The 19,630-nt window shown below is 57.9% G+C and carries 19 protein-coding genes; 9 read left to right on the top strand and 10 right to left on the bottom strand.

Annotated elements, in window-relative coordinates; translation table 11 throughout:
- Positions 1-31 precede the first annotated feature (31 nt).
- The 6 genes from iolD to PMI28_RS15425 all read right to left on the bottom strand — a co-directional run bounded on the left by iolD (position 32) and on the right by PMI28_RS15425 (position 8,327).
- Positions 32-1,963: a 3D-(3,5/4)-trihydroxycyclohexane-1,2-dione acylhydrolase (decyclizing) gene (gene iolD, locus PMI28_RS15400; RefSeq protein ID WP_007986616.1), complete on the bottom strand. Its 1,932-nt coding sequence runs from the start codon at positions 1,961-1,963 to the stop codon at positions 32-34.
- Positions 1,964-2,135: 172 nt separating this feature from the next.
- On the bottom strand, positions 2,136-2,957 hold the full coding sequence (locus PMI28_RS15405; protein ID WP_007986614.1) for a TIM barrel protein: 822 nt from the start codon (positions 2,955-2,957) through the stop codon (positions 2,136-2,138).
- A gap of 25 nt (positions 2,958-2,982) precedes the next feature.
- The gene (locus tag PMI28_RS15410; RefSeq protein WP_007986612.1) at positions 2,983-4,485 is read right to left on the bottom strand and encodes a CoA-acylating methylmalonate-semialdehyde dehydrogenase; all 1,503 of its coding nucleotides are present in this window, start codon (positions 4,483-4,485) and stop codon (positions 2,983-2,985) included.
- 44 nt (positions 4,486-4,529) lie between these two features.
- Complete coding sequence (gene iolB, locus PMI28_RS15415) at positions 4,530-5,339, bottom strand: 5-deoxy-glucuronate isomerase (protein WP_007986609.1); 810 nt, start codon at positions 5,337-5,339, stop codon at positions 4,530-4,532.
- Positions 5,336-6,229, bottom strand: coding sequence for a myo-inosose-2 dehydratase (gene iolE, locus PMI28_RS15420; protein WP_007986606.1), 894 nt, complete (start codon positions 6,227-6,229; stop codon positions 5,336-5,338). Before iolE ends, iolB begins: the two co-directional genes overlap by 4 nt.
- Positions 6,230-6,389: 160 nt before the next feature.
- On the bottom strand, positions 6,390-8,327 hold the full coding sequence (locus PMI28_RS15425; protein ID WP_007986604.1) for a bifunctional 5-dehydro-2-deoxygluconokinase/5-dehydro-2-deoxyphosphogluconate aldolase: 1,938 nt from the start codon (positions 8,325-8,327) through the stop codon (positions 6,390-6,392).
- Between the two features lie 311 nt (positions 8,328-8,638).
- Here PMI28_RS15425 and PMI28_RS15430 point away from each other — a divergent pair, with 311 nt between their 5' ends.
- Together PMI28_RS15430 and PMI28_RS15435 are read left to right on the top strand one after the other, a co-directional pair.
- Positions 8,639-9,559 (top strand): MurR/RpiR family transcriptional regulator, encoded by a 921-nt coding sequence (locus PMI28_RS15430; RefSeq protein WP_007986602.1) that lies wholly within the window; start codon positions 8,639-8,641, stop codon positions 9,557-9,559.
- A gap of 135 nt (positions 9,560-9,694) precedes the next feature.
- On the top strand, positions 9,695-10,810 hold the full coding sequence (locus PMI28_RS15435; protein WP_007986599.1) for a Gfo/Idh/MocA family protein: 1,116 nt from the start codon (positions 9,695-9,697) through the stop codon (positions 10,808-10,810).
- Between the two features lie 43 nt (positions 10,811-10,853).
- Here the strand turns inward: PMI28_RS15435 and PMI28_RS15440 are convergent, their stop codons facing one another.
- Positions 10,854-11,306 carry an Lrp/AsnC family transcriptional regulator gene (locus PMI28_RS15440; RefSeq protein ID WP_007986598.1) on the bottom strand — a complete coding sequence of 151 codons (453 nt, stop codon included), beginning with the start codon at positions 11,304-11,306 and terminating at the stop codon, positions 10,854-10,856.
- A 147-nt stretch (positions 11,307-11,453) separates the two neighbouring features.
- Here PMI28_RS15440 and PMI28_RS15445 point away from each other — a divergent pair, with 147 nt between their 5' ends.
- The 3 genes from PMI28_RS15445 to gfa all read left to right on the top strand — a co-directional run bounded on the left by PMI28_RS15445 (position 11,454) and on the right by gfa (position 13,617).
- Positions 11,454-12,071, top strand: a complete 618-nt coding sequence (locus tag PMI28_RS15445; protein WP_007986596.1) for a LysE family translocator — start codon at positions 11,454-11,456, stop codon at positions 12,069-12,071.
- A gap of 101 nt (positions 12,072-12,172) precedes the next feature.
- Positions 12,173-12,646, top strand: coding sequence for a MaoC family dehydratase (locus tag PMI28_RS15450; protein WP_007986594.1), 474 nt, complete (start codon positions 12,173-12,175; stop codon positions 12,644-12,646).
- Positions 12,647-13,038: 392 nt separating this feature from the next.
- Positions 13,039-13,617 carry an S-(hydroxymethyl)glutathione synthase gene (gene gfa, locus PMI28_RS15455; protein ID WP_007986592.1) on the top strand — a complete coding sequence of 193 codons (579 nt, stop codon included), beginning with the start codon at positions 13,039-13,041 and terminating at the stop codon, positions 13,615-13,617.
- Positions 13,618-13,772: 155 nt separating this feature from the next.
- On the opposite strand, the gene PMI28_RS15460 is transcribed toward gfa, so the two are convergent.
- Both PMI28_RS15460 and PMI28_RS15465 read right to left on the bottom strand, forming a co-directional pair.
- The gene (locus PMI28_RS15460) at positions 13,773-14,699 is read right to left on the bottom strand and encodes a LysR family transcriptional regulator (RefSeq protein ID WP_007986590.1); all 927 of its coding nucleotides are present in this window, start codon (positions 14,697-14,699) and stop codon (positions 13,773-13,775) included.
- Positions 14,696-15,670, bottom strand: coding sequence for a quinone oxidoreductase family protein (locus tag PMI28_RS15465; protein ID WP_007986588.1), 975 nt, complete (start codon positions 15,668-15,670; stop codon positions 14,696-14,698). Before PMI28_RS15465 ends, PMI28_RS15460 begins: the two co-directional genes overlap by 4 nt.
- Positions 15,671-16,437: 767 nt before the next feature.
- Here PMI28_RS15465 and PMI28_RS15470 point away from each other — a divergent pair.
- The 4 genes from PMI28_RS15470 to PMI28_RS15485 all read left to right on the top strand — a co-directional run bounded on the left by PMI28_RS15470 (position 16,438) and on the right by PMI28_RS15485 (position 18,534).
- A complete protein-coding gene (locus PMI28_RS15470; protein WP_007986586.1) occupies positions 16,438-16,716 on the top strand; it encodes a DUF2790 domain-containing protein in 279 nt (92 codons plus the stop codon).
- Positions 16,717-16,994: 278 nt separating this feature from the next.
- Positions 16,995-17,645: a hypothetical protein gene (locus PMI28_RS15475; protein ID WP_007986585.1), complete on the top strand. Its 651-nt coding sequence runs from the start codon at positions 16,995-16,997 to the stop codon at positions 17,643-17,645.
- Between the two features lie 86 nt (positions 17,646-17,731).
- Entirely contained in the window at positions 17,732-17,938 is a 207-nt protein-coding gene (locus PMI28_RS15480; RefSeq protein WP_007986583.1) for a co-regulatory protein PtrA N-terminal domain-containing protein, read from the top strand.
- A gap of 131 nt (positions 17,939-18,069) precedes the next feature.
- Positions 18,070-18,534 carry a thiol-disulfide oxidoreductase DCC family protein gene (locus PMI28_RS15485; RefSeq protein ID WP_007986581.1) on the top strand — a complete coding sequence of 155 codons (465 nt, stop codon included), beginning with the start codon at positions 18,070-18,072 and terminating at the stop codon, positions 18,532-18,534.
- Between the two features lie 37 nt (positions 18,535-18,571).
- On the opposite strand, the gene PMI28_RS15490 is transcribed toward PMI28_RS15485, so the two are convergent.
- A complete protein-coding gene (locus tag PMI28_RS15490) occupies positions 18,572-19,570 on the bottom strand; it encodes an acyltransferase family protein (RefSeq protein WP_007986579.1) in 999 nt (332 codons plus the stop codon).
- Positions 19,571-19,630 lie beyond the last annotated feature (60 nt).

The following is a 19,630-nucleotide window of genomic DNA, read 5'->3' as shown; positions in this document are numbered from 1 at the left end:
TAACAACTCCTGTTTATTGGTTTCAGGGCAATCAGTATTGACGGGCCTTGGCCAGTCGTTCGTTCAGGGTCTTGGCCACCGCATCGGTACAGGCACTGGTGGAAACCTGCGCCACACCGACCCGCCACCACGACAGGTATTTGTGAATCATTGTCTTGGGCAAAACCTTGATATCGATCAGCGTCGAAACCGTCTGCAAGCGCGCATCCGCCAGTGCAGCCTTCAGCTCTTCAACGGTGTTCACTTTGTAAGTCTTGCAGCCATAGGCCGCCGCGCTCATGGCGAAATCCACCGGCACAAAGCCGCCATCGAGCTTGCCGGTTTGCGGGTTGCGGAAGCGGAACTCGGTGCCGAAGCTGTCCATGCCGTGTTCCATCTGCAGGTTGTTGATGCAGCCAAAGGTCATGTTGTCGAGCAGCACCACGTTGATCTTGCGCCGCTCCTGAATCGAGGTCGCCAGCTCCGAGTGCAGCATCATGTAGGAGCCGTCGCCCACCAGCGCATAGACCTCACGATCCGGCTCTGCGAGCTTCACGCCCAGCGCGGCGTTGACCTCGTAACCCATGCAGGAATAGCCGTACTCGACGTGGTAGGTGTTCACGCCTTTGCTGCGCCAGCTGCGCTGCAAGTCGCCAGGCAAGCTGCCGGCGGCAGCGACGATCACCGCGTCATCGGCCAGGGTTTCATTGAGCACACCGAGCACCCGGCTCTGGGTCAGGCAGGAGCCGGTCAGCTCGATGAATTCGCGCAGTACTGCCGGGTCCATGTGGTCGTTGATTTCCGGGACGAAGTCCTGGGTCTGGTATTCGACCTGATAGAGGCGATCGACTTCCTCATCCAGTTGTGCCTTGGCCTGACGGGGTTGATCGCCCCAGCTCGAGCGATAATCACCCAGCGCTTTGGCCAGCGCCGACAAACCGGTTCTGGCGTCCGCCAGTAATTGCACGCCGTCGAGTTTCAGGGCATCGCAGGGGCTGATATTGAGGTTGAGGAATTGCACCTCAGGGTGTTTGAACAAGGATTTCGAGGCGGTGGTGAAATCGCTGTAGCGAGTGCCGACTCCGATGATCAAATCAGCGTCCTTGGCCAAGAGGTTAGCCGCCAGGCAACCGGTTTCGCCGATACCACCAACATTCAGCGGATGGCTGGACGCCACCGCACTCTTGCCAGCCTGGGTTTCGGCGAAGGGAATATCGAAGCGCTCGGCGAACGCCTGCAACGCGGAGTTGGCGCCAGAGTACTTGACCCCGCCGCCGCAAATGATCAGCGGTTTGCGCTTGCCTTTGAACAGCGCCAGCGCATCACCCAGCATCGCTTCGGTGGCCGGACGTCGTTCGATTCGGTGCACGCGTTTTTGCAGGAAGTAATCGGGATAGTCGTACGCCTCGGCCTGCACGTCTTGCGGCAGGGCCAGGGTCACGGCGCCGGTTTCCGCAGGATCAGTGAGCACACGCATGGCGTGGATCGCCGCCGTCATCAGTTGCTCGGGACGGTTGATGCGGTCCCAGTATTTGCTGACAGCCTTGAACGCATCGTTGGTGCTGATGCTCAGGTCGTGGAACTGCTCGATCTGTTGCAGCACCGGGTCCGGTTGACGACAGGCGTAGACATCACCGGGCAACAACAGCAATGGAATGCGGTTGGCTGTCGCGGTGGCGGCAGCGGTCAGCATGTTCGCCGCGCCGGGCCCCACGGATGAAGTACAGGCGTAGATCTTGCGCCGCAGATGCTGCTTGGCGAAACCGATAGCCGCGTGGGCCATGCCTTGCTCATTGCGGCCCTGATGGACGATCAGGTCACCACTGTCCTGCTCCAGAGCCTGGCCCAGGCCCAGCACGTTGCCGTGGCCGAAGATGGTAAAGATCCCGGCGACGAATTTACTTTGAACGCCATCAACCTCGATGTATTGGTTGTCGAGGAATTTCACCAGGGCCTGGGCCATGGTCAGTCTTGTTGTGGTCATGCTTGCACCTTCCTTTGAAGCCAAATCCGGTATGTGCTGTGAAAATCGGTCCCTGTGGGAGCGGGCTTGCTCGCGAAAGCGGTGTGTCAGGCGACTTAACCATTGAATGTGCCGCCGCATTCGCGAGCAAGCCCGCTCCCACATTGGATCTCCATCAGGATGACGAACGATGTCAGGCCAGGGACTTCTGCAGGTGATCCATGCTCGCGCCGATCGCCTGTTCGATATCCGCCAGCCCATGCACGCTGTCGGCGAACGGTTCGAACGACAGGTAGCCGCTGTAGCCGGTAGTGAGCAAGGTGTCGATCTGCGCCGCATTGCCGAGAATGTCGCCTTCGCCCACCAGCACCCGATGGCCGTCGCGAATGCTCGCCAGTGGCGCTTCGGCATCTTCTACCCCGGAAATGTGCACCAGTCCGGTCAGCTCAGCGAAGAACTCTTGCTCGCCGGCCAGGTGATGGTGAAAGGTGTCGTGAACCAAACGGAACACATCCAGCCCGCCGATGGCCTTGATCGAGTCCACCGCCGTGCGTTTGCGGCGCAGCGAGCACTCTTCGAAACCCAGTGGTTCGATGAAACCGAGGATGCCGTGATCGCGCAGGATCGGCGCCAGTTCACTCAGTGCCGTACGCAGCCCGGAAGCACGCTGCGCCTCGGTTCGAGGATCAGCGCGGTCATTCAACGGGCACATGACCAACCCCTGCGCGCCGCAATCACGGGCATAAGCGGCGAGCTTCAGGGCTTGTGCCCGGCGCTCGTCACTCCAGACATCAAACGGATATAGCGCGTTGATCGACAGCACGGTGATGCCTTTGGCAGCGCACAACTCACGCACGCGTTCGGGTGCGGTGCCGTCTTCGATCTCCACACCTTTAAGGTCGTTGCGGATCTCGATGGCGTCAGCCTTGAGGGTCACCGCCAACTCGATGAACGCGGGCAGGGACAAACGTGGGGCGACCATACGGTTCAAGGCGAAACGCAGGGGTTTGCTCATTATTTTTGTTCTCCGCACAAGTGAATTATTTGGCTGTTGGCATACTGAATTCAGGGCCCTTGGCGATACTGTCGGGCCAGCGTTGCATCACGCTTTTGTAGCGACTGTAGAAGCGGATACCTTCTTCGCCGTAGGCATGGTGGTCGCCGAACAGCGAGCGTTTCCAGCCACCGAACGAATGCCAGGCCATGGGCACCGGAATCGGCACGTTGATACCGACCATGCCGACCTTGATGGTGCGGGCGAAGGCGCGGGCAATCCCGCCGTCGCTGGTGAAACACGACACACCGTTGCCGAACTCATGGGAGTTGATCAAAGCAACGGCGCTGGCGAAGTCAGGGACACGGACGATGCCCAGCACCGGGCCGAAGATTTCCTGCTGATAGATGCTCATCTCCGTCGTGACGTTATCGAACAGCGTCGCGCCGACAAAGAAACCATTCTCGGCCCCCGGCACCTTGAAGTTGCGACCGTCGACAATCAGCTGTGCGCCCTGCGCCACGCCTTCGTCGATAAAACCTTCAACCTTGGCCTTGTGCTCCGCGGTGACCAACGGCCCCATGTCGGTGTCACCCTGCAGGCCGTTACCGACCTTGAGCTGATCAATGCGCGGCAGCAGTTTGGCAATCAACCGGTCGCCGACATCGCCGACCGCCACAGCAATCGAGATCGCCATGCAACGCTCACCGGCCGAGCCGTACGCCGCCCCAATCAAGGCATCAGCGGCTTGATCCAGATCTGCATCGGGCATGACGATCATGTGGTTTTTCGCCCCGCCCAGGGCCTGCACCCGCTTGCCCCGCGAGGTGGCCTGCTGGTGGATGTACTCGGCGATCGGCGTCGAACCGACAAAGGAAATCGCTTCGATGTCCGGGTGTTGCAGCAGCGCATCGACCGCAGCCTTGTCGCCCTGCACCACGTTGAACACTCCATCCGGCAGACCGGCTTCAGTCAGCAACCGCGCCATCAACAAACTCGCGGACGGATCGCGTTCGGACGGCTTGAGGATGAAGCAGTTACCGGTAACCAGCGCCAGCGGGATCATCCACAGCGGCACCATCACCGGGAAGTTGAACGGTGTAACTCCGGCACAAACACCCAGCGGCTGGCGCAGATTCCAGTTGTCGATGCCGCCGCCGATGTTGTCGCTGAATTCGGTTTTCAACAGGTTCGGCGCACCGCAGGCGTATTCGACGATTTCGATGCCACGGGTGACTTCGCCCTTGGCGTCGGAAAACACCTTGCCGTGTTCGCGGCTGATGATTTCTGCCAGTTCATCGTGATGGCGGTCGAGCAATTCCTTGAACTTGAACATCACCCGCGAACGCCGCAGGGACGATTGCTCGGACCAGGCTGGAAAGGCTTTGAGGGCCGATGCAACTGCCGCGTCCACGGTCTTCTCGCTGGCCAGCCCGACTCGTGCCTGCACACTGCCGGTGGCCGGGTTGAAGACATTGCTGAACCGCTCACTGCCGGTGTCTTGCACCTGACCGTCTATGTAATGGCCTACAACCTGGGCGTCGCTCATCGTTATTGTTCTCCGTGTAGATAGTGGAATTCGGACGTTGGAATTCAGAGATCCAGCAGCCAGCTGTGCTGCGGATCGTTATGGAACTGCCAGACGCGTTTCGGGCCGGCCATCACGTTCAGGTAATACGACTCGTAGCCGTACGGCACACTGACCGGGTGATAACCCTTGGGCACGACCACCAGGTCGCTGTTTTCCACGGCCATGGCCTGATCGATGCTGCGATCGTCGGTGTACACCCGCTGGAACACGAAGCCCTGGGGCGGGTTGATCTGGTGGTAATAGGTTTCTTCGAGAAAGCTCTGGTGCGGCAGGTCGTCAGTGTCGTGCTTGTGTGGCGGATAGCTCGAGGAGTGTCCGGAGGGCGTGCGCACTTCGACCACCAGCAGTGAATGGGCCGGCTCGGTGTCCGGCAGGATGTCGCAGACGTAACGGGTGTTGGCGCCCTTGCCGCGCACGCTGCGCTTCATCGTGTCGGGTTTGATCAGGCGGGGGCCGAGGCCGTTGCTCGTCGAACCGGGCGCGGCGCATACAACAATTTGCACATCGCTGAGCGCGACCACTTGCGCCTGACTGCCCGGCGGCAAGTACGCGGCGAAGGGTGATTTGTCTTCGAACACAGATTGGCGATCACCTATGTTGTCCCAGTCGAACGCGCCCTGCCCCGGCGCTTCGCCCTTGATGCTGACCCGGCCGCTGAGCAGCACCAGGCACAGTTCTTTATTGCCCGCAGAGACCGGCAAGGTTTCGCCCAGGCTCAAGCGGTACGCGGCGAAGCCTACATATTCCAGTTCACCTTTGCCCAACTCGACCATGGTGCGGCCGCGGGCGTTGCTTTTGACCAGCAGGCTCATGACGCGATCCTCTCGTCGAGCAACGCACGCAAGGTGTCGTAGCCTTTTTTCGCGTAGACATAACTCGGCGCCACCGCCGGATCCTGCTCGGCTTCGACCACCAGCCAGCCGTGGTAATCGGCGGCCAGCAGCACGTCGAGCAATGAACCGAAGTCGATATCACCATCGCCGGGCACGGTGAAGGTGCCATTGATGATGCAGTCCGGGAAGCTCCACAGATTGTTGCGCGCCAGCTGCACCACCGGTTTGCGCACGTCCTTGAAATGCACGTGGCAGATGCGTTCGATGTGTTTGCGCAGCACCTGCAAGGGTTCGCCGCCGCCCATGTAACAATGGCCCGAATCGAACAGCAGGCCGACTTCGCTGCCGGTCAACGCCATCAGTTTGTCGATGTCCGCCGGGGACTCGACGTAAGCGCCCATGTGGTGGTGATAGGCCAGACGCACGCCCTGGGACAGGGTGAAACGCGCCAGCTCGGTGAGCTTGTCGGCGTATTCCTGCCAGGCCTGTTCAGTGTGGAAGCGCGGGCGCTCCACCAGTGGAATGCATTGCCCCTGGATCGAGTCAGCAACTTCTCCGTAAACCAGCACCTTGGCACCGTTCCTGGCCAGCAGCTCGACATGACTGCCGATGGCGTCGATTTCCTCGGCCACCGAGCGGCGGGCCAGGCGACTGGAGTACCAACCGGAGACTAGCGCCAGATCGTAAGGCCGCAGTACGTCGCCGACGCCCTTGGCGTCCTTGGGAAATTTACCGTTGAGTTCGAAACCTTCGTAACCGATTTCCTTGCCTTCGCCGAGGGCGGTGCTCAACGGCGTCTCGCCACCGAGGGACGGCAGGTCGTCGTTGCTCCAGGAGATCGGGTTGATGCCAATTCGGATAGCGGGCATGGCTGCACCTTTTATTGTTTTACACACATCAGTAAGAACGACACGGAACCCTGTGGGAGCGGGCTTGCTCGCGAAAGCGGTGTGTCAGGCGACATCAATATTGACTGTCAGGCCCCCTTCGCGAGCAAGCCCGCTCCCACATTTGAACTGCGGTGTCACGTCATGCGCGGGCCGTGCGCCAGGCATCGATCAATTCGACAAAGGTGCCTTGCACCTGGTGAATCAGCGCCTCATCGTCGATTTCCCCGGCCAACCACGCACGGCTTGGCTCCTGGAAAATCGTCCGGCCCACGGCAAACCCGCGGCAGGTCTGGCTCTTGCTGGCCTGTTGAAAGCCTTCGGCCAATGCTGATGCCGGAGCATTCAAGCCCAGCAGCACCACGCCTCGGCAGTACGGATCGCGCTCCTGAATCAGTTCGTCGAGTTGCTGCCACTCCTCGGCGCTTTGCGCTTCGATCTTCCACCACGCCGGGTAGATGCCCAGGTTGTAAAGGCGTTTGAGGGCGCGATACAGCACGTCCGGATGGGCCGAGGGGTGATCCTTGGGCGGGATGATTTCCAGCAGCAGTTCATGACCGCTGACCTGGGATGCCTGATACAAACCCTTGATCTGTGCTTCCTGTTCCAGGCGCAGCAACGGTTCGTCATCGGGATGAAATTGCACCAGGCACTTGATGATCTGTTCCTGTGGCCAGGCAACCAAATTGCTGCCGATAGAGCGACCGTGTTCGAAGGCCAATGGCCGCGAACCCTGCACTTCCACCGGCCGCGCCACCCACCAGCCGCGACCGGTGGCGGCGTTCAGTGAGTCCTGGCCGAAACGTTGATCGGCCAGCAGCCCGACATCGGCATCGATACCTTGCTTTTGCAAATCGGCGTCGACCCGCTCCACGGCCTGAATAAAAAGTTGCTTGAGTTCGCTGATGGCGTTGAGGTCACGGCCGCCCTTGTGGGCCAGTTCCACCAGTTGCCCGCGATGGTCGAAGGCAAAGATGAACAGTTGCTTCCACTGTTTGCGCGGCACGCTGACCTGATGCAGGCGCTGCAACACCCCATCCTGGTCCGGACGGGTAATCGGCACCGGACTGTTGAACAGGTAATCGAGTTCGGCGCGGGTCGGCATCGCCGGGGCGCAGGCATGGCGCGAGACCACCAGACCACCACAGGCATTGGCCAACTGGCAGCAGCGCTCATCGCTGGCATCCTCCAGCCAACCACTAAGGAAGCCCGACATGAAGGCATCGCCGGCCCCCAGCACATTGAGCACTTCCACACGCACACCGGGATAAATCGAGCCGTCTTCGAGACGGGCCGGGATCTCTCCATGAATCACTGTGCAGCCTTGCGGACCGAGTTTGACCACTAATGTCGCAGCACTCAGCCGCCGGACGTTGCGCAGCGCAGTGAGCAAATCCTCGGATCCGCCGGCAATCAGAAACTCCTCTTCAGTCCCGACAATCAGGTCGAAACGCGGAAGGATTTTCTGCACATGCTGGCTGACGTTCTGGTCGGCGACGAAACGGGTTTCACCGTCCGCCTTGCCGGCCAGACCCCAGAGCACCGGGCGGTAGTCGATGTCCAGCACCCGTTTGACGTTGTGCTTCTGTGCATAGTCCAGGGCCTGGATGCTCGCCTTGTACACGCCATCGGTGGAGAAATGGGTACCGGTGATCAGCAAGGCTTTACTGGAAGCGATGAAGGCTTCGCTGATGTCTTCGGCCCGCAGCGCCATGTCGGCGCAGTTTTCGCGGTAGAAGACCAAGGGAAAAGTTTCGCGGTCCTTGAGACCCAGCAGGACCATGGCGGTCAGGCGCTCCGGATCGACCTTGATGCCACTGATATCGCAGCCTTCACGGGCCAGGGATTCAACGAGGAAGCGCCCCATATGGTCGTCCCCTACCCGGCTCAGCATCGCCGACTTGAGCCCCAACCGCGCGGTGCCGAAGGCGATGTTGGCGGACGAGCCGCCGAGGTACTTGGCAAAGCTGCTTACATCCTCCAGCCGCGCCCCGACTTGCTGCGCATAGAGGTCGACGCCTAGGCGCCCCAGGCAAATCAGATCCAATTGACGCCCACTGGCAAAACGAGTCTGGCCCATGCTGGCTCCTGTTATTTTTATCAGCCTGCGTTCGGGGCGATGACCGCGCCGAACACTCTTGGTGGAGGCAGACTAAAACGACCGGGACCGAACAATCAATAATTATTCCAAATATTTTTTACATGGAATTATTTTTCCAATAAGCTTTGGCACAGGCGTTCCAGAAGCAGTGCATCGTTTCAGCAAGCTTCACACTGCTGCAAGCTCAAGATTTTATTCGGGCCTACCCTGTAGACTGCGCACAGCCAACCTATTGTCGGGGGACGAGGTGAAAAATCGTCCCTATAAGAACAAGCCAGAAGGATTTCCTAATGTCCCGCACCGATCAGCCGGCTACGACCGAGAGCACGCCCGAGAGCGACCTTGTCACCCCCCCGATCAATGCCGAGCGCCTGCTGCAGCTGATCACTAACGAATACGAAAGCTTGCCGCGCCAGCTCAAACGCATCGCCAGCTACATGAGCCAGCAAAGCGACCGGATCATGGTCGACCGCATCAGCGACATCGCTCGCGAGTGCGAAGTGCATCCGTCGGCCATCGTGCGGTTTTCCCAGCGTTTCGGCTTCAGCGGCTTCAGCGAAATGCAGGCCCTGTTCCGCGAGGCCTACACCCACAAAACCACGCCGGTGCAGAACTACCAGCAGCGCATTCGCAGCATGATCACCAACAAGTCGCAGAAAGCCAGCGGCGGCGACCTGGCGCGCGAATGCATCAACGCCACCCTGTCGGGCATCGAACGGCTGGGGCTGGAACTCGATGACCAGGCCTTCGACAAGGCCGTGGACCTGGTGGTGAATGCTGACAACATCTACGTGGTCGGCGTGCGCCGCTCATTCGCGGTAGCCGATTACCTGGTCTACAACCTGCAACACACCAACAAGCGCATCCACCTGGTCTCAGGGCTCGGCGGCAGCTACCGCGAGCAGATGCGCAGCGTGCGCGCCAATGATCTGGTGATCGCCATCAGCTTCACGCCCTACGGCAAGGAAACCCAGCACTGCCTGCGCATCGCCCAGCACCATCAAGCGAAAACCCTGATCATCACCGACAGTAATCTCTCGCCACTGGCCAAACGTGCGAACACGGTGCTGCTGGTCAATGAAGGTTCCTCGTTTGCGTTTCGCTCGTTGAGTGCGACCTTGTGCCTGTGCCAGGCGCTGTTCATTGCCGTGGCTTATCGCCTGGAGTTGAAGGTCGATGAGATTCACGAGCAGGTCGGCTTCGAAGACTGACCAGGACACTGGCGTTACGACTCCGCGCGCAGCGACTCAATGGCCCGCTGTAAATATTTATTCCGTTAATTGATGAAAAGGAATATTTATTCTATAAACAGGATCTCTGAAAACAAAAATCCAAAGGATCCTGTCATGCGCGAACTCGGAATCGGACTTATCGGCACGGGCTTCATGGGGCGTGCCCATGCCCTGGCCTTTCGCAACGTCAGCGCAGCATTCGAACTGCCCTTCACGCTTCGCCTCGCCGCCCTGGCCGACGCCGATTCCGTCCGTGCCCAGGCATGTGCCACCGCCTGGGGCTTTGAGCAGGCCTATGGCGACTGGCAGCAATTGATCGACGACCCCAAGGTCAACCTGATCGCCATCACCACACCCAACCACCTGCACTATCCGATGGCCATGGCCGCTATTGCCGCTGGCAAACCGGTGTACTGCGAAAAACCGCTGGCGGTGAGCCTTGAACAGGCCAATGCCATGCACCTGGCGGCCAAGGATGCTGGCGTAGTCACCCGTGTCGGCTACAACTACCAGCACAACCCGATCATCGGCCTGGCGCGGGAGTTGATTCAGAGCGGCAAACTCGGTGAGATCATCAGCTTTCAAGGCGAATTCAGCGAAGACTTCATGGCCGATCCAGCGTCCCCCTGGTCATGGCGCTGTGAGACCGAACATGCCGGTGGCGCGCTGGCGGACCTGGGCAGCCACTTGCTGGGCATGGCGCGCTATCTGCTCGGCAATGTCGAAGCGGTATGCGCCGATTCCCAGACCGTGCACCGCCAGCGCCCGGCCACAACCGGTAGCCAGGAACAACGCACCATTGCCGTCGACGATCAGGTCCATGCATTGCTGCGCTTCGCCAGCGGTGCGCGTGGCACCTTCAGCAGCAGTTGGCTCAAGCACGGTTACAAGAATCATCTGAGTTTCGAGATCAGTGGCACCCAAGGGACCCTGTCATTCGATCAGGAGCGTTTGAATGAGTTACGCCTGTGCCGTGTCGGCCAGGACGGTTTCCAGCGTTTACTGGCCGGGCCGAACCTGCCCGGATATGCAGCGTTCAGTCCAGCGCCGGGGCATCAGCTGGGCTACAACGAGTTGAAGACACTGGAAGTGCATGAGTTGATCATGGCCTTGGCCGGCCACGGACAAGCCGGCACTGATTTCGAGCGAGCCCTGGAAGTGGAGCGACTGGCGACGGCGATTCGATTGGCGGCGCGGGAACAGCGCTGGGTCAATATCAGCGAGATCTGATCGCGGATAAGGCGACCAGCCAATCCTGACGCTCTGGCCCCGATCAAAAAGAAAGGGGCCTGTCCTGAACGACCCGTTTCATTACAAGCGTTGAGGTCAGACGTTGCACGTTGGGCAGCGTCGAAAGGCTCTCATCATAGAGCCTTTGAAACGCAGGCAAATCCTGAGTAATGACATGCAACAGGTAGTCCGGCTCGCCAAACAATCGTTGAGCGTCGACGACTTGCGGGATATCAACAAGTGCCCTCTCGAAGGCATCAACGGCCTGCCTGTCACCTTCACGCAATGTGGCAAACACCATGGCGGAAAAGTTAAGGCCCAATGCGCCTGGATCAAGTTGTGCCCGATAGCCGAGCAACACACCTGACTCTTCCAGTGCCCGTACCCGTCGATGGCAAGGGGAAAGGCTCAGCCCTACCCGTTCGGCGAGTTCGGTGACCGAAAGGCGACCGTCCTTTTGCAGCTCAGAAAGAATCTTGCGATCAATCCTGTCCATTTAGAAGAATCTCCCCGCCTGCAGCAATCAGATGATTATCTTTGGAAGTAAATTCTAACAAGATTTCATTATTCTTCCCCGTACCAATAATTACCGGAGCGGGACGATGCAGCACGCGGTGAGTCAGTGGCAGAGGTGGGTAGCACCATGACCTTGAGCGTTTTTGTTGCCTTTTGGGCAGTGTCGATTCTATTCGTCATTACGCCGGGCGCAGATTGGGCCTATGCGATTTCGGCGGGATTGAAAGGCCGAGTGGTCATACCCGCCGTGGGCGGGCTCTTGTCCGGCCATTTGATCGCAACCATGATTGTTGCCGGTGGTGTTGGCACGCTGGTTGCCAACCACCCCACTACCTTGACCGTACTGACCGTTGCCGGGGCGGCCTACCTGCTTTGGTTAGGTCTAAATATGCTTGCCCACCCCGCTACGCCACACTCTGATGATGTCCAGACGTCGGGTTCCTGGAAGCGCTGGGCGATCAAGGGTCTTTGCGTGAGCGGGCTGAATCCGAAGGTGTTCCTGCTGTTCCTGGCGCTTTTGCCCCAGTTCACCGATACCACCGCAGCCTGGCCTGTGCCGATGCAGATGATTGCACTGGGGCTCATCCACACCGTCAGTTGCGGTGTGATCTATCTGCTGGTCGGATTTGGCTCACAGGTGGTACTGCAAGCACGTCCAGTTGCGGCTCGCTTCGTCAGCCGTTTCTCCGGCGCGGCCATGATCATCATTGCAGTCGTTCTGCTCACCGGGCAGGTGCTGGATTGATCCATTTTCAAAATGAGTTTGCGCTTGAGGTGAATGCAGGAACATTTCCGGGCCCCGAACATACTTTTTAGGCGCCTCCCCTGACCTTCCAAGGAGTTGTGATGAAAAGTCCAAGAGAACGTGCTGCCGAAGGTCTTGAGGTCGGAGACCGATTCACGATAGTCCGCTGTTTTTCAACTGATGATATTTGTCAATTCGCGCAGATTTCTCGGGACTACAATCCGGTTCACTGCGATGTACGCTATGCGGAACTGCGCAGGTTCAAGGCGCCCATTGCCCATGGTCTTTTGACAGCCACCCTCGTCACCGAAATTGGCGGGCAGATCGGATGGTTGGCAACCGGGATGAGCTTCGAATTTAAGAGGCCGGTTTACGCGGGGGAGCAGCTCACCTGTCATTGGTATATCGCAGAAATTGATGATCGTGGACATGCGATGGCTGAAGTACGGGTACTCAATGCAGAAGGTGTCTGTGTGCTAGATGCCAAGACCTCTGGTGTGCTGCCCGGAGCCCAGGAGCGCGGTTACCTCAAACAAATGCTTGCTGAAGGAGATCCTACGAATGGAGCTACCTAATCTGTGAGTTGATCCTTTGGGATGGGTGGCAGCTGTTACGTCGACCGGTTGAATCCACAGTTCAGGCTGTGTGAAAACACCCTTGATACGTTCAACGTTGAGATTTTCTTGGATTGCCTGCGAAGTCGGCAGTAGAACGTATGGATTGCTCCGTGCGCTGGCCCGAGCCGCGCTCGAGGCGCCAACGCAGACTATTCTTGATCTGGGTAACCGACCGCTCGCACCGAAGGAGGTCACTCGTTTATGCACTGTGTCCTTTTCGAAATCCGCCGCGGTTCGATCTGATGCATGAACGCCGATCGATCCGCGCCGTCATCGAGTTCCGATGAACTACCGGTCTGGGGCACGGCCCCAGGCACTTTTGTCTGACACCTTGAAACGGAGACGCCAGCATGAGCACCTTGCAACTTCACCCGGCACTGGACAATGGTATTCAACCCGCCGCCGCGAATTTCGCCGGTGGCACCCTGCAATGCCTGTGTGCGACCGACAAGGTCGTGGTCAAGATCGACGCACAAACTCTGTATAACCACGCGTGCGGCTGCAGCAAATGCTGGAAACCACAAAACGCGACATTCGCGGTCATCGCGGTGGTGCCTCGAGATAAGGTCAGCGTCATTGCCCACGGCGAAAAACTGGAGATTGTCGACAAAACCGCCACCATCCAGCGCCACGCTTGCAAGCAGTGTCACGCCCATCTCTTTGGGCGCATCGAGAACAAGGACCATGCGTTTTATGGCCTGGACTTCGTCCACACCGAGCTTTCGCCACAGAGCGGATGGGCTGCGCCGGGATTCGCGGCGTTCGTGTCCTCCATCATCGAAACCGGCACTCCGCCAGCACAAATGAAGGCTATCCGCGAGCGCCTGCGCTCGATCGGCCTGGAACCCTATGACTGCCTGTCCCCGGACTTGATGGACGCACTGGCGACTCATGTCGCCAAACAGAAAGGCCTGCTCCCCGCCGCCTGATTGATCGGTCGCCGCGGTTTCTTTTCCGGACCGCGGCTGCGATCCACCTTTGATATTTTGCGTCTCGCATCATTAACGGGGGGCTGTGGTCATTAAGACAACGGGCCGGGCCGGACGGTACAGAATCGATCAATCAGAGAGATACCGTTTTTTTTTCAAATGGCCCATGGAGGCGCGGGGCTAAACTTTGACTCGATCCATTGTTTGAACGCGACAACCACGGCCCCCGGAAATTTGGCCGATGGCCTGACCAGATAGACCCCACCAGCGGTGTCCAATTGCCAGTCAGGAAGGATATGCAGCAGCCTCCCGGCAGCAATATCACGGCTCATCAACCAGTCACCTGCCCCCAGAATTCCGGCATCGGCGCGAGCCGCTGCAAGTAATGATTCACTGTCATTGGCAGTCAGGTTTCCTTTCGGAGAAACCGCCTGCAGCTCATTGCCGCGATGGAGTCTCCACTGAGGAAAAGACGCAAGGCCACTGAAGCGAAGGCAATTGTGCCTGATCAGATCCTGTGGAGTTTCGGGCATGCCGTGCTTTCTGATGTAAGCGGGCGAGGCACACAGTATCCTGCGATGGTCACTCAGTTTTCTGGCTATCAACCGGTTGTCTTCCAATTCACCGATTCGGGTCGCAGCGTCAAAACCTTCATCAATGATGTCGACCAGACGCTCGCTATAGTCTGCGAGGATCGAGACATGCGGATGATCCTTGAGAAACTCCGGCAGCATCGGGCCAAGCCAAAGCCTGCCCATGGCTGCCGGCAATGCAAGCCGCAAAGTACCGCGAATTTCGCTGGCGCCCTCGGACGCTTGCTGCTGCGCCTCATCCATCAATTCGATGGCTGAGCGAAGGCGCTGCTCCAGCTTGGCACCCGTTTCAGTAATTCGAACCTGCCGGGTTGAACGCTCCACGAGCCGAACGCCAAGGCGCTTTTCCATGGCGGCGAGTCGTTTAGAGACGACTGTAGGGTGCCGCTGCAATAGCCGGCCAGCCCCGACAAATGAGCCTTGCGAGGCAACGGCCAGAAACGCAGCGATTTCGTCACTGTGCTGATTGTTCAGAACATCAGGATTCATGGTTTTAGAATGATCGCCCCCGATGAACGCCCCGACTCCAGGTCGGCGTGCGCCAATGCTGCGTCCGCCAGAGAGTAGCTTGCCCGGACCCGCGGTTTGATAATACCCGCGCTTATGGCTGCCAACACATCCTGCGCTCGTTCCTGGTACTCGGATGCACTCGCCGTATGAGCGGCCAACGAAGGACGTGTCAGGTACAGGGAGCCTTGGGAGTTGAGTGTCGACAGTTCCACGGCTGAGGGTGCACCGGATGAAGCTCCGAACGATACCATCAGACCTCGTGGTCGCAAGCTATCCAGGGACGCCTGGAAAGACACACGCCCTATCGGGTCATAGACGACGTCGACCTTTTGACCACCAGTGATACGAGCGACATCCGATGCCAGGCTCGCAGCATCAAACACCAGAACTTCATCGCACCCCAGCAGCCGAGCCTTTTCGACACTGGCCGACTTTGAAACGACGCCGATCACAGTGGCCCCCAAGTGCTTCGCCCACGGCACCATAATTTCCCCCAACCCTCCCGCCACACCGTAGAGGAGAATGGTTGTGCCGGGCCCTACGGGATAGGTGGCTTTCAATAGGTACTGTGCGGTGATGCCCTTGAACATGACGGCGGCTGCATCATCAAACGACAGTGCATCCGGAATTTTGACCAGGCGCTGCGCAGGATAAAGCCGGGCCGAAGCATACGAGCCAATTGGGCCGGTGGCATAGGCGACGCGATCCCCTGTTCGCACATTGCTGACGCCTGCACCAACAATAGCGACCCGCCCCGCGCCTTCCAGCCCGAGTCCGGATGGCAACGCAATGGGCACCGCTCCCTTACGTTGGGTAACGTCGAGAAAATTGACACCTATAGCCTCTTGCTCAAGCCACACCTCACCGGGCCCAGGCGATTGTTCGCTCAGGGTCTCCATTTGCAGTACTTCAGGATTACCGAACTGGCTAAACCGGATCGCAGAAACCATGGTCATTTCTCCTTCAGTCAGAAACCGCAATCAAATTAGTGGCCCCAGTGTGAGAACTGATCTCCAGATGAACAAGACTGGTTGACTGCAGGACATTAGTGCATTGATTGCAGCAATATAGTCGCTGATAGCACGCGTTTCTACGTTGAGCATATTGGTTTCATTGCGATCATGGAGATGCCAAAGGTTGTCTCCGAGAGTCCGCCATGGATCGGATACAGCCCTCGATGACAGGTAGAAATCGGCCAATACCCTAATGCCCAGACGCTACGCCTTCCTTGTAGCAGCTGCCGAAGGCTGCGTTCGGCTGCGCAGCAGTCGTAAAATCAGAGTTCGCGGTACGTCAGAGAGATCGTGCAGCCGGATTTACGACTGCTGCGCAGCCGAACGCAGGCTACGCCAGCTGCTACAGATTGCGTTGTGGCTTAACTGATCGGCATTAGCCGATATCCGCCATTTTTCCCCTGGCTCAATAGCAGGTGTTTTCGGTCGTCAGGATTCGGCCTACTGAATAGAAATCACTGATTCACCTAGCGTGAAAATCCACCATGACATGTCATGACATCCTTCAAAAACGGACTTTGACCAACAAATACGGGGGTTAAAGGACGAATGGTCGAAAGGCGTCAAGCGCGGGGAATTGCCGGGAGTTTGCAGCCACTACAGGCTTTTCAGGAAGGCACGTTCGTCGAGGTAAACTGAACTTCGCGTTCATCATGTGTCACATTAAGTCCCCGTTAAGCGAACTTCAGAAGAGGTACAGCCTTATGAATATAGCTACAGTAGTAAGTGCCGTGATTTCCAGTCTCGCGCCAAGTGTCTTTGACCAGAACGGCCTGCAAGAACCCGGCGCGCATGTCTCAGCCGTCGAATACCACTATGGGATGGATATTGATGTGCAGAGAGTTCTGCAGCGTACCGATACATCCGACAAGACCGGCGTGGTACCGGTGACCCTGGTCTATGAAGACAGCGAGGGTGAGGTTCACAAGATTCGTTTCCTCGAATGGGGCGGAAGTCCGGCCAACCCTACCAACATTGCCTGATCCGCTCTCCGATAGAGTTATGGGCCTCGTCTGCCCCCCCAGAAGTGGAAGTTAAACCTCATATGCACTCAGTGCGGATGATGTTTTTTGTTACCTGAATATGGACATGATCGAATGATTAAAAAATCATTCGCGAATATCGCTATTATCTTGGCTGCGTAATGCCGCAAGATTAATTGATAAAAATTGCTGGATCTAAATGGCAGTCAGCAACGGCAAACTCCAATTAAGCCGTGCTGAGGGCTATATTGATTCACTATTGAATCCAAGAGGTAACCATGGAACTTAGTATGCTTTCTTCGTCCACCGTGGAATATTTGCGCTTGGGCGTTGTATATTTCCACCTTATCGCCTGCTGCGTGGCAATCGGGCTGGTTTTGACCAGTGACATTGCAATGGTCAAGCAACTTCTGAAGGGTGATGCGTCAGGTCATCATGATGACGCGCATATGGAAAGCCTTCAAAAAACCGTATCGCTTGCACTTGTAGCGCTTTGGATTACGGGCATCGGTATTATCGGGATCGATTATGCCGGCAAGGGGATGGAGTATTTCCTCAATCCAAAACTGCAAGCCAAAATCGGCATAGTTGTGCTGTTGACCTTTAACGGCTTCCTGTTGCACAGCGCTGTATTGCCGGCGCTGAAAAAAGCCGGTTCGTTACTGAATCTCTCCTTCAGCCTGCGCATGCTGGCGCTGTTCTCGGGCGCGCTCTCTGGCGTGTCGTGGTTCTATGCCGCCATGCTGGGTGTTGGTCGTCCGCTGGCCTGGAAATACTCGCTGGTAGAGTTGCTGGCAGCCTATCCGGTTCTCATCGTCGGTGGATTCGGAATGATGGTACTGCTCACTGCCTGGGCAAAAAGCAAAGGCACCGAAGGTCGCATGGAGCAAAGCGCCTGGACAACAAGAAACACCGCACTGGCTGGATGATGAGCCCAAGTTGAACAAGGAAGTTCAGCTTTAGTAAATAAATCCCGCTGTTAGCTGTTCACAAAATCTCACTTGAGGATACCCTAATGAAATCCATGAAAGTTCTCTTCGTAGTCGCCACTCTGACCGCTTCTTCTCTGGCGATGGCCACCGGTGGCGGTGATCGAACCTTCGCACGCATGGAGTCGGCCCGGACAGTCTCGATGAAAGCCTTCCAGGTTGCACAGAAACAGAAGGCTGAAGCCGCTGTAGCTGTAAGCAAAGCCAAGGCGGCCGATCACGCCAACGGCTGATCGCTGTAGCGCGTCCCCAAGCTGGCAGAAGTGTGCGGCCTCGAGCCTCAAATGCAGCACTCAAGGTGCTGCTAGCGCCGGTTTAACCGAGATCCCGCTTACACAAACCAGGTTCCCTTGGACCCACACTTATGCCAGCCTCGCAAATCCGCCCCTCACCCGCGCCACTGCTCAAACCCGGAGAGACGGTGCTCTTGTTCGACGGTGTCTGCAAGCTATGCAATGCCTGGGCGAAGTTCTTGATTCGCCATGACCGCCAGCGGCGCGTGCGATTGGCGGCGGTTCAGTCACCCGAGGGGCAGGCTCTGCTCGCCTGGGCAGGTTTGCCCGTGGATCAATTCGACACCATGGCGGTGATCCGCGACCGACACTACTGGACGCGTTCGGATGCATTTTTCGAAATCATCGGCCAGTTTTCCGTAGTCTGGCGCCCCGTAAGTCTGTTGCGCATCTTCCCTCGCAAACTTCTAGATTGGGCATACGACCGCATTGCGCTCAATCGTTATCGGCTCTTCGGGAAATACGACACATGCCTGTTGCCGGATCCTGATCATGAGCAGCGCTTTTTAAAAGCGCCCCCATCTGTTTTCACATAGAGCAAAAGAATTACAGCGACTGCAACCACCACGGCCACTAAGCCGCAATTTCGCTGCCCCGCACTTGACCCACTTCAGACTTCGCGCCGGCTCGAAGCGCATGCCGAAGCTTCAAGGCTGGCCGCTCGACGCAGTAGTACGAAACGCCACTCAGTAAAAACGACAGAGCCAGCACCGTTGCAACGATGTGGCCATCGTATGCAACCGGCCAAAAAGCGCGCAGGAAGTACATCACCACAAAGTGATTCAGGAACACTCCGTAGCTGATATTCCCGAGGAACTCGTCAGCCCGGTGAAACTTGAGTTTCGTCAGCAAGTACACGGCGGGTACGCCCAGCGCAATGCCGGCGGTCACCTCGGCGTTGAACGGTCGGCGCTCGATCAGCCCCGCCATGATCGCCACAAAAATCAATGCTGCCGCTACGGCGGTGCCCGCAGCGATCGCTAAACCCTTCGCCTGAGGTTTGTAGAGGTAGCTGCCGCACAGGAACATGAACAGGACGCCCGGGAGCAAGCGGTAGCCGTACAGGTCGGTGTTGATGAAGCCAAGGCACGCAGCCATGAATACGGCAACGGACAAGGCGAAGGCAACGCCCCGCGCCCTGTAGATGATCAGGAAAGGGATCACCAGGTAGAAACACATCTCAAGTCCCAGCGACCAGGCGGGCGGCAGGATCTCCACCCCGGCGGCACCGAACATGTAGAACCCGAGGGGAATCATAGGAAGGCTTGCGGCAATGTTCCTGAGGGTCAGCTCGGCCGCTTGAGGCGTGTCGGGCAACAGGAAATAGATCACTGTGCAAGAGACCACGAAGTAGAACAGGAACTGAGGGTAAAGGCGCAAGACCCTGTCCAGGTAGAACAGGCCGACTTTCTCCGACGCCTTGTAGTTGCGCTCGATCAGCGAGGTCATCACGAAACCGCTGATGATCAGGAAGGAAATCACGGCAACGACGCCGGGGTTTAACCCCATGAACGTCTTGCCCATATGAGAAACAGCGACCAGAACGGCCAATAACAGACGATAAGCTCCCACTTATACCCCCAACGTCCTTCTAGTTATGGCGCGTAAACTACGACGCTTTGCGGCCGGAGA

The organism is Pseudomonas sp. GM48 (genome assembly GCF_000282335.1).
Taxonomy (GTDB): Bacteria; Pseudomonadota; Gammaproteobacteria; order Pseudomonadales; family Pseudomonadaceae; genus Aquipseudomonas.
Note: the sequence above shows the minus strand (reverse complement) of the source record. Positions and strands in the feature narration are given on the sequence as shown.